Source organism: Candidatus Glassbacteria bacterium (genome assembly GCA_019456185.1).
In the GTDB taxonomy this organism is placed as follows: Bacteria; Gemmatimonadota; Glassbacteria; order GWA2-58-10; family GWA2-58-10; genus JAJRTS01.
This window is the reverse complement of the sequence record VRUH01000011.1, coordinates 1-14825: the sequence shown is the minus strand read 5'-3', so window position 1 is coordinate 14825 and position 14825 is coordinate 1. Positions and strand designations below refer to the sequence as shown.

The following is a 14825-nucleotide window of genomic DNA, read 5'->3' as shown; positions in this document are numbered from 1 at the left end:
TCTTCATCATGGCAGAATGACTTGCGGGATCTTATCTATGTTGTAGGGCATTGCCAAAGGTATTTATTCAAGATTGTCGCTAAATCGCGGTACAACTGTTCTTTTTCTGCAGGGAATTCCTCTGCATGAAATCCATTGACGCTTGAACTGTAACAATAGTGATTCTTACAGTCTTCAGATATAAAATTACCGGACTGAATACCATGTTTAACAGCTTTATTGAATAACTTTTTGTGACTTAATGTAGTGAGAAGATTTCGTAGTGAGGTTTTGAATTCAAGATCATCTGAAGACTGTATCAGTAGACTGATTTCTCGATCATATTGAGCGTTTTGTAGTCGGGGTTGATAAAGTAGCGGCTTGCCAGGAATCCTCGCAAGGACGATATACAGGAATGAGAAGGAGTCTTCAATCCCTTGTTTTATTTCTCTGTTAAGACGTTTGATTACAAACAGTTGTTGAGTTGAGAGTGACGCTGCAGTTATTGGAACCCCCACAACTAATGCTATTGTTATGTTATTTGCTGCCTCGGTAGACATTTTGAACAGGTTGCAGCACATGTCCGGAATTGATTCTCGAAGAAAAAATACAACAATACCTGCGGAGACCCAAGCACAAATAATATACGAAGCGGATTTCCTGTCCTGAAAATGGCCGTTGAGATCCATGTGTCGCTCCAATCTCCCAAAAATACGAACGGAGCAAGTATACCTATACCATGCAAAAATCATGCAAAAGGTCGAAGATGTGCTATCAGTATGAAAAATCACAGGATATAATTCGATAGTTTTACCGCGTAAGAATAATATTCTCATATACGAAAAACGAATCACAATTATGAGAATAGTAGTCTCGGCGGTTTTCAAGATACGTACTCGCGATGCGGGTTGTGCTCAAGAGAAATTCCGCGATAGCCTTTTTTGCTACCGGAACGCAATTGCCCTTGACACCCAGTGGATTGCCGGGCAACGTGGAGTTGTGCTATTTCAGGACAACTATGGAAACCAGTGGAGGTACATATGGACCGCGGAACGTTTTTCAAGTGCCTGGCCGCCGGGGCGGCGGGCAGTATCGCCACCGGCTGTGACGCAACTGCACGGGAAGCCGGTATGGCCGGCTCAACACAGCAAAAAAACCGCCAGCTGGCGCCCGGCGTGTTGACCGCCTCCCAGCCGTCCACCAGCGGAGTGCGGGTGCTGGGCAAGGAGCAAGATTTTACCGAGTGGACTCCGGAGCTGGAGCCGGCGTACACGGTGAAGCAGGGGGAAATCGTGATGGTGGAGCTGGGCCACGGCCTGCCGGGGCTGGTTACCCGCGGGGGAACGTTCCGCAAGGCGGGTCCCGGCGACAAGATCAACCCGCAGACCGGACCCGTTTACGTGAAGGGAGTGGCGGCGGGCGATGGCGTGGCGGTGGATATCCTGGAGATCCACGTGGGCGACTGGGGTTACTCCAGCGGCAGGGTGTACGAGTTTTCCGACGGTTACGTGCAGTTCAGCGACAATCTCCGTCTACCGCTCTCGCCGATGCTGGGCTGCCTGGGAGTGGCTCCGGCATCCGGCAGCCTCGACACCCGCGCTCCCGGCGAGACCGGCGGCAACATGGACTGCAAGGAGGTCCGCGCGGGCAGCACGGTGGCGTTCACTGCGGGAGTGGAGGGCGCGATGTTCGGGATGGGCGACACTCACGCCCTGCAGGGTGACGGCGAGATCGCGGGGCAGGGGCTGGAGTGCGATTCGATGGTCCTGGCCAGGTTCCGCGCCCTGCCGGAGCCGCTGTCGCCCAGGCCGGTGATCCTGCGCCGGGAGTTTGTCGCCACGGTCAGCGCGATGAAGGATCTGAACGAGGCCTGCTGGCAGGCCGCCGACGACATGGTGGAACTGCTTAGCGCGGTCAGCGGACGGGATAAAAAAGAGGCGCGCGCGCTGGTGAACCTGGTGGGAGACCTGCGGGTCAACCAGATAGTCGATCCCACCAAGGGCGCACGGATGGAAGTGCCCGGCTGGGTGTTCGGGGTCTGAGCGGGCTGTCGGCATAAATGAGCATAACAGCAACGCGGGCGCACACATGGGTGCGCCCGTTTTGTTGCTAAGGAGGTAACTCTCCCGGGTTGTTGAATAAGTTAAATAATCAGGATCTTTCCAGCGCGCGGGCAGCCAGCACAGCCGCGCCGCGGATCACCGCCGCTTCGAGCGGAAACAGGTTGGAGCGGTAAAACGCGCTGCGACGGTGGTGGGCCAGCGAGGCGATATCGAAGCCGCCGGAGGTGACCGCCGCGTACAGGGGCCGAGCCACCACCGCGGCCACGTCACGTCCCGCCTCGCGCAGGCAGCGTCTGTAAGCGGCCAGCACGGCGCACAGCATGTCCTCGCGAGTGGTGGAGCTGGTAAGCCCCACGAACCCGGCCTTGCGCTGCTGGAAACTGTGCATGTCGCCGAAGAGGTGGGGCAGCAATTCAAGGCTCTCGCCCTGCTCCTCCTCCAGCAACTGGCTGCCGATCACCGAGTCCACGCTTTCCTCCAGCTTCATCACCCAGTCCCAGAACCTGCCCGGGCTGATTTCCCGGCAGAACCTGTCGCGGAACCAGCAGAGGGTTTCGCCGCCCACCGGGCTGACAACCACCACGGTCCATCGTCCGGGCTGAAGGTGCGGCCGGATCAGGTATTTTTCGCCGGGTTCCGGGCATCCCTCGCAACTGGCGGCCACGATCTCGCTGCTGCCGCTCATGTTCAGCGCGCAGTCCGCCTGCAGTTCCTCCGCGGCCAGCAGGCCGGTGGGAATATCTGCGCCGCCGGTGATTACCGGGATACCCTTTTTAAGACCCGTTTCGGCGGCGGCCTGCCTGGTGAGTTTGCCGGCGATCGAGTCGGCGGGGACGATCTCGGGGAGCTGGGACCGGCTGACGCCCAACTGCTCCAGCCACCCGTCGTCGAGCCAGCCGCTTGCTCCCCTGCAATCGTAAAGCCCGGTGTAGGCTGCCTGGGTATGGTCGGTAATCAGTTCGCCGGTCAGGCGGAGGAGCAGAACCGTGTGCAACTGTACCCAGTGGGCGGCTACGGCGGCGACATGGGGCTGGTGCGCGGCCAGCCAGCGCATGCTGCTGGCGGTAATCGATCCGGGCAGCGGGAGGTTGCCGGCTTTTTTCAGCCAGTTTTCCCAGCCGATCTGGCTGACAAGCTCACGGGCGTGCGGCATGCTCTCGCGGTGGACATGGGTCAGGGCCGGATGCAGGGGCCGCAGGTGGTTGTCGAGCGCCACCAGCGAGGGGCAGCTGAATGCCGGACAGAGCGCATCGATAGTGGTCCCGTCTTCTTTCAGCTCGGACACCACCCGCCAGATCAGGCGGATGACCCGGTCCATGTAACTGTCCACGTCGATCCGGGTGCGGTCGCGGCTGGCGTGTGTGCCCTCGGTGGGGACGGTCGTCAGCTCCTCGATCCACAGCCGCAGCGGCGCACGCACGGCGCCTGAGAGCAGGCCCTGCGCTCTGAGTTTCTTAGGGGTATGGAATACGCCTGCCTTGATTCTCGAGGTGCCGCAGTCAATGGTGAGAAGCCGCATTGTTACCGCATCCGGTTAACGGTACCGTTTTCATGAATCGCCGCCGGGATGGCCGGAGCGGAGGTCGCCGCGCGAATCGCTGAGTTCAAGCCGGTTTCCGAAATAGAGCGTCCGGCTGGGGAATGCGAACGACAGACCGAGTTCTTCCACCAGCTCCATGATCGCCAGGTTGATCCGCTGGCGGACCTCCAGGTACTCGGCCCAGACAGTGCTGGAGGTGAAATAGTAGATGAAGATATCCAGCGAGCTGGGTCCGAAATCCGTAAACTTGACCAGCATGTATTCCTGGTTCACGCCCTCGTCGTTTTTCAGCAGCTCCTCGATCCGCCGCACCAGCTCGCTCACCGCCTTCGGCGGGCTGTCGTACTGCACTCCCACGGTCATCTTGACCCGGCGCTTGCGCATGCTGGTGCAGTTTTCGATTATCTCGCTGGTCACCATCTTGTTCGGGACATAGAGTAGGGTATTTGACCAGGTGCGCACCTTGACACTGCGGAAACCGAACGCTTCCACGAACCCGTTAACCTCGTTGAACTTGACCCAGTCGCCGATCTTGAATGGCTTGTCGGTAAACATCACCACCGTGCCGAGCAGGTTGGCCACCGTGTCCTGGGCCGCCAGGGCGATCGCCAGGCCGCCGATCCCCAGGCCGGCCACCAGGCTGGTTACCGAGTAGCCCAGGTTCTGAATGATCATGATACCGCCGACCAGCGTCACCGTGACCCGGATCGCCTGGCGGACCAGCGGAGTGAAATGGTCGGCCAGCTCCTCGTCCTGCCGGGCCAGGAAACTGCGGGTGACCTCGGCGATCAGGTCGCAGAGGCGATACGCCACCCAGACGCCGATCAGCGAGAGAGTGACATGGTAGGCCTGGGTGATTGTCCGCGGCAAGTCGTAGGGGTCGGTCGGCAGCCTGAAACTGAATATAGCGAAAAAGATACCCAGGCTGAACACCAGCGCGTTGACCGGGGGGATCAGCGACTCGATCAGGATATCATCGTACTTGAACGATGTTTTTTCCGCCCAGCGACGCAGGGTGCGGGAGATCACCTTGTCGAACACGCGGCGGGCCACCAGCGAGGCCAGCACCACGCCGAAGGCCATCAGGTAGCGGTAGATTTCCTGCCCCATGAACCGGCCCTGGAGGAAATTATCTAATCCGGGAATGTCCATCGTAAGTCGGGATACCTCGTCTGAGTTTTAAAGAGTTCAATTTCCATAAGGCGGCAGATGGGCGGCCAGCCACTGGCGGGCCACGGGCATGAACGGACGTCCGACCTCGAGGTGGTCGAGCCAGGGATAGATTTCAATCCGCTTGTCCACCGAGCCAAGTTCGTGGTACATCCTGTAAATTGAAGGCACCGGGCAGGTGCGGTCGAACAGCCCGGCCGAAACGATCACCGGGGCCTTGATCCGGCCGGCCAGGCTGACGGTATCGAAATAGCGCACGGTGTTCATTACCTGATCCCGGCTGCCGGGCTTTTGCTCGATATAGCGCACCAGGTCGCGGAACGGCGCTCCGCTCATCGTCATCGAACGCTCGAAGTCGGTCAGGAACGGCACACTTGCCACCACCGCGGCGACCCGCGGGTCGAGCCCAGCCACCAGCAGGCCCAGCCCGCCGCCCTGGCTGCCGCCCACAACACCGATCCGGTTTTCGTCAACCTCCGGGCGAGCGGCCAGCAAATCGACCGCCCGCAGGCAGTGACAGACGATCTCGCGATAAATATAACTCTCCGGCCGCTCACAACCGATAGTCATGTAACGGCTGTTGTTCTCGGGGTAGCTTTCCCGGTCAACCTCATAACCCCGGACCTGGATGCTGATTGCGGCATAGCCCCGCCGTGAGTAGTCTGTCGCCGGACTGATCCGCCCGGAACTGTAACCCGGAAAGAAGGCGAGACCCGCGAGGGGACCTTTCCCGGCGGTCGGCAATGTCAGCCAACCGTCTACCCGGACCCCATGCAGACTGGAGTAGCTGATCCGGTAAACTTCCACCTCGTCGCTGCTGCGTTCGCTGTCCGGAACAGTGCTGAGTGCCGGGGGCACTGCGTTCAGGCTGTCCAGCGTGGCCCGCCAGAAGCTGTCGAAATCGAGCGGGGGAGAGTAGTCGTGGTCAAGGCCGGTCAGATCGTAGCCGAACGAGAACTCCAGCTCCCCCAGTTCCTGTCCGCTGTTGAACAGCAGCGCGCGAACGTCGTAAAACCCAGGCAAGCCGGCCAGCCCGTCCGCATCGACATAAAGCACGGTATCCCCGGAGGCGTTCAGGCTGGTTTCCAGTTTGAAGTCCTGGATTCCGCGGCCGCTGAAATCGGTGATCCCGAGATACAGGAACGCGCGTTCAATCCTCCGGCCGGTCAGGTTTGAAATCCGGATCCCCACTTTCGGTCCGGAAACGGAACCTCCCAGCAGATGAGAGGAACTATCCGGCAGAACGGGAGCCAGTTCGGCGCGCGGGCCGCCATAGGCGACCGTACCTCTGTCCCAGGCCGCCGCGGGAGCAGGGGTCGAGGAAACAGCGGCCGCCAGGCTTATCGATACAAGGAGCCGGCGAATGTAGGAACTGCATGACATCACGCGGAATCCGTCAGATTGACGACAAGACGATACCGTGGGGAAAAGCAGCTTAATTGATAAAGCAATTGCCGCGTCAGGTCAATATTTCAATGCGGGTCCCAGGTAGCGGATCTGATAGTTAATGACAGGTAATCTTTTCGGGCCGGATTCCGTTGAAAGAAATGGAAAAAAGCCTCTGGCAATGCAGCACTGGAAAAAACATTGGAGCTTGTTCGAGTAAATTAAATCAGGGTTTACTATTGACAAAGTTTTATCAATTTAGTAATTTAGAATATCCTTTTAAGAGGGGAAATGCACCAGTAGCCGGCATTTTCTGAAGAGATTGAGAATCATTTATCTTTTCGTGTGGAAAACGGTACCATGGCTGAATCGATGACATTAACCCCGCAAGGCGTCTGTCTCGACGAGTTGTTCAGTAACCAGGCGGATTTTTGCTCTGTTTTCCGGAATGCCATCAGGTTGAAAATTCTCTGCATGCTCGGCTATCGTGAGCATGTCAAGTGTCTCCCGGGACCTGCGGATCATCAAGGACCGGGGAATTATCACTTCCCGCAAGGAGGGGCAGAGGATTTTCTATCGCGTCACCAACGGGAAGTTTCTCAGGGGGTCCGGCGATGGTTCGCTCAGGTCTGGTGGATCTCTACGGTCTCGATGAGAATGAAGTGAGCCGAATCCTGGAAGCCGAGTTGTCCTGAATTGACAGAAGGCTTCGACCCGAAACGTGAAACCACTGAATAAGGAGGCATATGCAGCAGAGCAGTTACTATCAGGGGACGTCAACCATGTTCCCCTAACCGGGCCCGGTTCAGTGAGCGTTCCAGGCCCGGATGTTTCCCACCCTCAGCGGGTGTATTCGCTCCCGCGATACGTTTTTAAGAGTTGCTCCATTAAAATGGAGAGGTAAAATGTCCCGGAAATTGATGCTTATTTTAATGACGCTCAGCTTGTGTCTGTTGATGACATCGGCGGCATTTGCCAACGATGCACAGATCAAGCTGAAGGGTTACTCGGACGAGGACGTGGAGCGCTACGAACTGACGACCCAGCGTGCAGCTCCGTTGTCGGTGATCGGCGTAGGGCAGCCGTCCTACCTGATGAGCCTTCACGAAGGAACCTATGCCTGGAGCCTGACCGCTCCGGTGGGTTCCGCGGCCGAGTTGAGCGGCACCACCGACCGCGAAGTGTATTTCGTGGTTGACATGGTCGGCGAGTACACCGTTACCCTGGATTACACCGATGGCGAGGGTGCGGCAAGCACGGCCACGCAGGTGATCAACGGCGCCAACTATGTCGGTATCACCGCCGGCAACTGCGCACTGTGCCACGCGGAAAAGCACACCGACTGGCTGGCCACCGGCCACGCCACGATCACCGAGCGCGACCTGGACGGCGTGACCAGCAGCCATATCAGGGAGTCGTGTAACAGCTGCCACACAACCGGTTACGATCCCGACTCGATGGCTGTCAACGGCGGCTTCGATGACGAGGCTCTGGCCGAGGGCTGGCTCTATCCCGACAGCCTGATGGTCGGCAACTATCAGGACCTGGTGGACAACTACCCGGCCACGGCCGAGATGGCCAGCGTGCAGTGCGAGTCCTGCCACGGCCCGGGCAGCGAGCACCCGTCCAACGTAACCAAGCTTTCGGTTACCAAGTCCGGCGAGCTGTGTAAATACTGCCACGACTCCCCGAGCCACCATCCACAGGCGACCCAGTGGGTTACCTCTGCGCACGGCAGCGATGTCTCGCCCGATGAGCATTTCGCCGGGAGCGGCTCCTGCGTGGGCTGCCACACCGCCGAGGGATTCTTCGAGCAGAATATCGAGCAGGTAGAACTCACCGCTCCGTACACGGTTCCCAACGGCCAGTCCTGCGTTGTCTGCCACGATCCGCACAAAGAGACCGTGGAACACCAGCTCCGCCTTGCAGGCGATTACAGCTACCTGGACGATGAGACCGGAGAGCCGAAGTACAAGACCGACGGTACCGCGTCACAGGCCTGCACGGTCTGCCATCACTTCCGCAATGGCAGGGACTATCCCGGCAAGGTGCCTCACCATTCGCACCAGACCGAGATGCTGGACAACATGGCCGGTTGGATGAACCCCGACAAGACGATGCCTGCCAGTAATCCTCACGGCACGCTGAATGAAAAGCGCTGCGTCAACTGCCACATGGCTGAAGCCGAAGGTGAATTGGCTAATATCGTTGGCGGGCATACTTTCAAGATGCACCGTTCCGCCGGCGATACGGTTAACACCGTGGTAATGACGGAAGATGTTCACCTCACCGACGCCTGCACCGAGTGCCATCCCGGCATCGGCGAGGATTTCGATTATCACGGCGTGCAGACCAAGGTCAGCCTGATGCTCAACGAGCTGCAGGTAAGACTTCCTGTAGTCCGTAGCGGCCGTCTGGCAGGTCTGCCCGCATACGACAGCGCCGACGTGCTGGACAACTACATCACACCCGATCAGTTGACAGCAGCATTCAACTGGTACATCGTCGACTACGATGGCAGTAAGGGTGTGCACAATCCGGCAATGTCCGTCGCCCTGCTGGCTGACGCTCTCGAGCGCGTGCTCGCCAGTGCCGAGTGCCTGAGCTGCGACATCAACGGCGACGGCAAGCTCGGTATCGCCGACGCTGTCAAGCTGATCCTGATGGGCGCCGAGGACAACACCCAGGCCTGTATCGATCGCAACGGCGACTACGTCTATGACTTCAACGACGTGCTCAAAGTTCTGAGCGATATGTGGGCCGGCTCCTGCGGCGGCACGATGTTGGCCGCGACCGGCGGCGTGGAACTGATCCACACCCGGATGGACCTGAGCGCCGATCAGATCCAGTATGTCCAGAGCGTGATGGAGCAGCTGGAGCTGACAAGCGAGCAGGCAGCGGCCTTCCAGGTCGCACTGTTCGGTGACGGCAGCGGTGCGAGCAGCCTGCCGAAGGCTTTCACTCTCGGCCAGAACGCTCCCAACCCGTTCAACCCGAGCACCACGATCCAGTTCGCGGTGGCCGAGGGCAAGGCCGGCCAGGTTACGTTGAAGGTCTACGACGTGCGCGGCCGCCTGGTCCGCTCCCTGGTGGACGGCGCCAGGGAATCCGGCACCTACACCGTATTCTGGGACGGCACCAACGAGAACGGGCAGAAAGTTTCCAGCGGTGTCTACTTCTACCGCATGGTCTCCGGAGACTTCACCCAGACCCGCAAGATGGTCATGCTGAAGTAAGCCAGTTCTCTCAAGCATGTTGATTGTAAAAAGGCGGCGGCCCATCGAGGGCCGCCGCCTTTTCTGTGTATCAGCCATAGAATAGCCCCAAGCATTTTGCGGAACACGTGAGCTGGGGGCGGGCGGCGCGCGCATAAAGCGTGCGCGCATCCGTGCGGAGAATTGTCCGCACGGACGCCGGTGCAAATGCACCGGCGCCGCCCGCCCCCATACGCTGGTGCTCCCCGAGGGGGGCAGTTCATTCGCTCAGCTTGTCGATCACGTTTTTCATCTGCCGCAGGTACGAGGCGAACGCCGCGCGGCCGTCCTGCTTCATCCTGACCACTGTTCTGGGGATTTTGCCGACGTACCCTTTCTCGATCTCCACCAGCCCGCCGTCCTCGAGTTTGCTCAGGTGGGTGGAGAGATTGCCGCGCGTCAGGCCGGTCTGCTGCTCCAGGTACAGGAAATCGGCCTCCTCGATCACATAGAGATGGGAGAGGATCAGCAGCCGCGCCGGCTCGTGGATCAGCTTGTCGATTTCCGCCAGGGTGTGCAGATGCTCTTTGGTCTGTTTTTTACTGCCCATTGAACTCTACCTCTGTATGCAACCTGTTTTTCCGTACAAACCGGTAAAAAACAAGCAATCCTGTCAAAAGGATTAGAGAGCCAACAGCGAGCAGCATGGCGGATAATTTAGTGTCGATGGGAAAGGCATTGAAGAATGAGAAGTAAATACCAAGGCCAAGACATATTGGAAAGTACAGGAGGTACCTGTAAGTGCCGTATTTATAATACGAAACAATACAACCTGCCGCCATAGCCACACCACCCAAAGCAGGCAGGTATATGCCCCCATAATGAAGAAAATCACTACTATCAAGTTTCAATCGGAATACTATTGCGAAAACAATGCATGAAATGATAAAGAACAAGACAACAAAGATGACTCTCTGGTCTTGGCCACTATTGATGAATTTTGCATAGCCGATCCGAGGGTAAGTGTACTTTCTCCTGAACTCCTCAACAAACCGGGGACCAAGTACACCTGCTAAACTTATTATTAGAATCACAAAAATAGATTTCCATAACAGGCCCGCTGCAATGATCAACAGGCCGCCATATATCTCCATCAGGCCGTCCTGCTCCAGATGAAGGAACGACTTACGTTGTAGCTTTATCAAATCCGGTTGATTTTGCACGGTTTCCTCCAGAAAAAGGTAATATCAAAACAAACCAGTTTGTAATACAAACCATAATAACAAAAAAAATCAGCCAAGTCAATGGACAAAAGACAAACTATTACCAGCCTCAAAAACAGCCATGGGTCATCTTTGCCCGCCCTCAACTTCACGCATCTTAAGGTACAGCGTGCCGATCACCATCAGCAGGATCAGGGTGGCCCCGGCCAGCCACCAGCGGCGGCTCTTGTGCTCCTCCAGCAGCATCTTGGCTTCGGCGGCGGTCTGGTGGCCCAGCTCCAGCCCCGGGCGGACTGAGGCCGCTACGATGGAGTCGTCGAACGTGTGCACCTGGGTCCGGGCCTGGGTGTAGCTCTGGCGCATGTCGCGAAGCTGGAAAGCGAGATCGGATGTCTCCATCCCTTTCTGTTCGGCCAGCTCCACCAACTCCTCGGCGGAGTTTATCAGCGTCGTCAGGCTGTCGAGCGTGGCTTTCATCGCCAGGCCGACCGCAAAACCGGGATCGTCTGCTTCCTGCTCGTGGCAGGCGCCGCACACCGACTCATCGCCCTCACCGAGCATGGCGTCGTCAGGGGGTGCGATACCGTGGTTGCCGTGGCAGGTGACGCAACCCGGGCTTTCCAGCATTTCAAAAAACTCGGCGTGGAAACTCTGGCGGTAGAGAGTCTGGTTATTAACATGGCACATACCGCAGACCGCGGAGATATCGCTGACCTCGGGCGGAAACGCCCCGTGGTTGCTGTGGCAGTCGTTGCAGGCCGGCGCGGCCACATCGCCGCGTTCCAGCAGCGGTACTCCGTGCACGCTGGAGGCGAACTGCTCGTACTGGTCGGTCGGAATCCCGTAGTCGGCCATGTGTTCCGCATCGGAATGACACCTGGCGCATGTCTGGGGCAGGTTCGGCGGATAGACCGGGGAACCGGGCTCGCCGGCGCGGCGGATATCGTGGACGCTGTGGCAGCTCACGCACTGGGCCACCTGCGTGTCGCCCTCTTCCAGCAGCAGCTGACCGTGGCGGCTGGTGACATATTTCTCCATCTGGTCCACGGGCAGCGAAGGATTGAACGAACGCATGTAGGTCGCATCGCCGTGGCATTTGTTGCACATCTGCGGAATATCCGCCGGTTCCGTAACGCCGAGAAAATCCTGAGCGGGATCTTCGCGGTCGTGACGGCGCTCGTTGGAGGGGTTGCCCCCGTGGCAGTCGCTGCAGAGGATGCCGACGCTGTTGTGGATGTCCTGTTCGTAAAGCTTGACCGGCTGTGAGTATTTACGCATCAGCTTGCCGTGGCATTTTTCGCAGTTGTTCACCTGCTGCGATGAACTCCGCTGCTGGGCGGCGAGAGGCATTGTCAGCGCCAGGAGACAGGCTGCCACGAATGCTGTTACCGACTTTTTACTCATCAGGATCGTCCTTCCGGCCCACGCCGGGCCGGCGGTAAACACACGCAAAACGGCTCAGGGTACCATGTAGCCCACAACCGTCATGATTACGATAAAGGCCACGATGCCGGTGCCCATCCAGGTAATCAGCCTGGCTTTGGGCGATTCGGTGCCGCTCCACTTGTCCCACAGCGGCAGGAAGAACCAGGCTATCGCCCCCAGGTTGAACACCGCCAGCCCCACCAGCTCACCCTCGAGCGGCCCGATATGGGGCGGGAGCATCTTGAGGGTCTGGAACATGAACAAGAAATACCACTCGGGCTTGATTCCGGCCGGGGCCGGAGCGAATGGGTCGGCCTTTACTCCCAGCTCCCAGGGGAAAAACACGGCCAGGAAATTGATAATCGCTAGGGCGAACATCCAGCATATCAGTTCGCGCAGCACGAAATTCGGCAGGAACGGCATCACCCGCTGCTGCTCAGGCGGCAGGTGTTCCATGCTCATCGGCTTGCTCATTCCCTGGCGCTGAAGCAGGAACAGGTGTAAGGCGAGCACCATGGTTGTGATACCGGGCAGGATCGCCACGTGCAGGCCGAAAAACCTGCTCAACGTTGCGCCGGTAACATCCGAGCCGCCGCGGAGAAGCCGGAGGATGAACTCGCCGATAACCGGTATGCTGCCGGCCATGTCCGTGCCCACCTTGGTGGCGAAAAAGGACAGTTCGTTCCAGGGCAGGAGGTAGCCGCTGAAGCCGAACGTAAAGGTGAGGATCAGCAGCGCCATGCCGCTCATCCAGGTCATCTCGCGTGGCTTGCGGTAGCTCTTGAGAAAAAAGACGCTGAACATGTGCACGAACACGAAGAACACCATCAGGTTGGCGCTCCAGGTATGAATATCGCGCACCAGCCAGCCGAAATGGACCTCGCTGACCAGGAACCTGAGGCTCTCGTAACTGCTGTCCGGCCCGGGACGGTAGTACATCAGCAGCAGGATTCCAGTCATCACCTGGACGATGAACAGAAACATGCTGACGCCGCCGAAATAGTACCAAATCGATGCGCTGGAGGCGGGGACTTCCTTATGGCGCATGAAGCTGATTATCCCGTCAACATCGATCCGCTCGTTGACCCAGCCGTAGGCCTGGTCGTAGTATTTCTTGAGCGACATCTGCTCAGGCCTCCTCGGAAATGAATACTTCACCGTCCTGCACGTTTACCTGCAGCGCGGTGAGTGGGCTCGGCGGCGGGCCGCTGATATTCATCCCGTTCAGGTTGTACTTGCCGTTATGGCAGGCACACCAGATAGTCGAATCGTCCGGCAGGTACTGGACAGTGCAATCCAGGTGCGTGCAGATGGCGATATATGCCTTGAACTCGCCCTTCTGGTCTCGGACCACCAGCGCCGGGCGGCTGCCGAACTTGATGATCTTGCTGCTGTTGTTCCCGAAATCGTCCACGGTGCCCGCGCTGACAGCTTCCACCGAAATATCCTGAGTGGGCGGCGGGGTGAGAAACTTGAAAACAGGGTAGGTGACCGCCACCAGAAACGTGACGGCGCCGCCGCCCAGCAGCCAGTTCAGAAAATTTCTCCGTCCGGTATCGTTGCCTCCGGCCATCAGGCAGGTTCCTTTCGGCTTAGCGTGCAGCAGAGTTCAATTTTATATAATATATCTAGATCCAGACAATAGATACAGACAATTAGTGATCTGTGAATACCGGCCCTCTACAGGAGAGTACCGGGCTTGCTGATACGTTCTCCCTGAAGCGACTTCCGTCCCCGCCGCTCTTTAGGTGAACCGTTCCTCTCAATGAACCGGACCCCGGGGAATCGCAGGGTCCGGCGATCAGCTGAACTTTTCTTAATCTTCGGACCAGACGTCGCCGTGACAGGTGAAACAGGTCACTCCGGCATCGCCCCCGGTGAAATCCGCCCCGTGGCAGCCGGCGCAGTAGGTGGCGCCCATTGTCTCGGTACGGTCGCCGTGGAAACTGTTATTGGTCTTGTCCAGCCAGCCGGTAGCCGGGTGCCCGCTTTCGCTGGCGTGGCAGACCGTACAGCTCTGGCCGCTGATCCCGCCGGTGAAGTCCTCGCCGTGGCAGGCGGCGCAGGCAGCCAGACCGCGGCTCGATGCGTCCAGTCCATGGAAATCGGCATTCGTGGAGCTGAGCCAGCCGGTCTTGGGATGGCCGCTGGGGCCGTCGTGGCAGACCGAGCAGCCGAGCTGTGCATAACCGCCCTGATAGTCTTCTCCGTGGCAGCCCGCGCAGTATTCCGGTCCGAAACTCGCCAGGCGCACGCCGTGGAAACTCTGGCTGGCTGTATCCATCCACCCCTGGGACGGGTGCCCGCTCTCCGAGGCGTGGCAGACAGTGCAGCTCTGGCCGCTTATTCCGCCGCTGTAGTCTTCTCCGTGGCAGGCGGCGCAGGCCGTGGGCACGCGGCTGCTGGCGGCCAGGCCGTGGAAATTTTCGCTGGCGGCATCCAGCCAGCCTGTGGCCGGGTGTCCGCTGGGACCGTCGTGACAGGTGTAGCAGCTGACACCTGCGTCGCCACCGGTGAAATCGTTGCCGTGGCAGCCGGCGCAGTAGTCCAGTCCGGTCCCGGCCATCCTGCCGCCGTGGAAATCCTCGTGGGTCTTGTCCAGCCAGCCTGTGGCCGGGTGCCCGCTTTCACTGTTGTGGCACTCCGAGCAACTCTGGCCGCTGAGTCCGCCGCTAAAATCCGCCCCGTGGCAGCGGGCGCAATCATCCAGCCCGCGGGTGGAGGCGTCGAGGCCGTGGAAATTTTCGCCGGCGGCATCCAGCCAGCCGGCCGCCGGGTGACCGCTGGGACCGTCGTGGCACGTGAAACAGCTCACTCCGGCCTGGCCCCCGGTGAAATCAGCAGA

The 14825-nt window shown here is 58.9% G+C and carries 12 protein-coding genes; 2 read left to right on the top strand and 10 right to left on the bottom strand.

All coding sequences use genetic code 11. The features are described from left to right. Positions 1-35 precede the first annotated feature (35 nt). The gene (locus FVQ81_06015; GenBank protein ID MBW7996120.1) at positions 36-668 is read right to left on the bottom strand and encodes a hypothetical protein; all 633 of its coding nucleotides are present in this window, start codon (positions 666-668) and stop codon (positions 36-38) included. A gap of 351 nt (positions 669-1019) precedes the next feature. Here FVQ81_06015 and FVQ81_06010 point away from each other — a divergent pair, with 351 nt between their 5' ends. Next, complete coding sequence (locus tag FVQ81_06010; GenBank protein MBW7996119.1) at positions 1020-2021, top strand: hypothetical protein; 1002 nt, start codon at positions 1020-1022, stop codon at positions 2019-2021. A gap of 109 nt (positions 2022-2130) precedes the next feature. Here the strand turns inward: FVQ81_06010 and FVQ81_06005 are convergent, their stop codons facing one another. Genes FVQ81_06005 through FVQ81_05995 form a run of 3 tightly spaced genes read right to left on the bottom strand, consistent with a single transcriptional unit; the run spans position 2131 to position 6135 of the window. Then, complete coding sequence (locus FVQ81_06005) at positions 2131-3561, bottom strand: hypothetical protein (GenBank protein ID MBW7996118.1); 1431 nt, start codon at positions 3559-3561, stop codon at positions 2131-2133. 30 nt (positions 3562-3591) lie between these two features. Beyond that, a complete protein-coding gene (locus FVQ81_06000; GenBank protein MBW7996117.1) occupies positions 3592-4734 on the bottom strand; it encodes a mechanosensitive ion channel family protein in 1143 nt (380 codons plus the stop codon). Between the two features lie 36 nt (positions 4735-4770). Further along, positions 4771-6135 carry an acetylxylan esterase gene (locus FVQ81_05995; protein MBW7996116.1) on the bottom strand — a complete coding sequence of 455 codons (1365 nt, stop codon included), beginning with the start codon at positions 6133-6135 and terminating at the stop codon, positions 4771-4773. Between the two features lie 830 nt (positions 6136-6965). On the opposite strand from FVQ81_05995, the gene FVQ81_05990 reads away from it, so the two are divergent. Beyond that, positions 6966-9374: a T9SS type A sorting domain-containing protein gene (locus FVQ81_05990; GenBank protein ID MBW7996115.1), complete on the top strand. Its 2409-nt coding sequence runs from the start codon at positions 6966-6968 to the stop codon at positions 9372-9374. Between the two features lie 238 nt (positions 9375-9612). Here the strand turns inward: FVQ81_05990 and FVQ81_05985 are convergent, their stop codons facing one another. From FVQ81_05985 to FVQ81_05960, 6 genes are all read right to left on the bottom strand, one after another. After that, positions 9613-9942, bottom strand: a complete 330-nt coding sequence (locus tag FVQ81_05985) for a helix-turn-helix domain-containing protein (protein ID MBW7996114.1) — start codon at positions 9940-9942, stop codon at positions 9613-9615. After that, positions 9932-10555, bottom strand: coding sequence for a hypothetical protein (locus FVQ81_05980; GenBank protein ID MBW7996113.1), 624 nt, complete (start codon positions 10553-10555; stop codon positions 9932-9934). Before FVQ81_05980 ends, FVQ81_05985 begins: the two co-directional genes overlap by 11 nt. 126 nt (positions 10556-10681) lie before the next feature. Then, a complete protein-coding gene (locus FVQ81_05975) occupies positions 10682-11959 on the bottom strand; it encodes a hypothetical protein (protein MBW7996112.1) in 1278 nt (425 codons plus the stop codon). Between the two features lie 54 nt (positions 11960-12013). After that, entirely contained in the window at positions 12014-13105 is a 1092-nt protein-coding gene (locus FVQ81_05970) for a cytochrome bc complex cytochrome b subunit (protein MBW7996111.1), read from the bottom strand. Between the two features lie 4 nt (positions 13106-13109). After that, positions 13110-13553 carry a Rieske 2Fe-2S domain-containing protein gene (locus tag FVQ81_05965; protein ID MBW7996110.1) on the bottom strand — a complete coding sequence of 148 codons (444 nt, stop codon included), beginning with the start codon at positions 13551-13553 and terminating at the stop codon, positions 13110-13112. Between the two features lie 243 nt (positions 13554-13796). After that, positions 13797-14795 carry a hypothetical protein gene (locus FVQ81_05960; protein ID MBW7996109.1) on the bottom strand — a complete coding sequence of 333 codons (999 nt, stop codon included), beginning with the start codon at positions 14793-14795 and terminating at the stop codon, positions 13797-13799. Positions 14796-14825 lie beyond the last annotated feature (30 nt).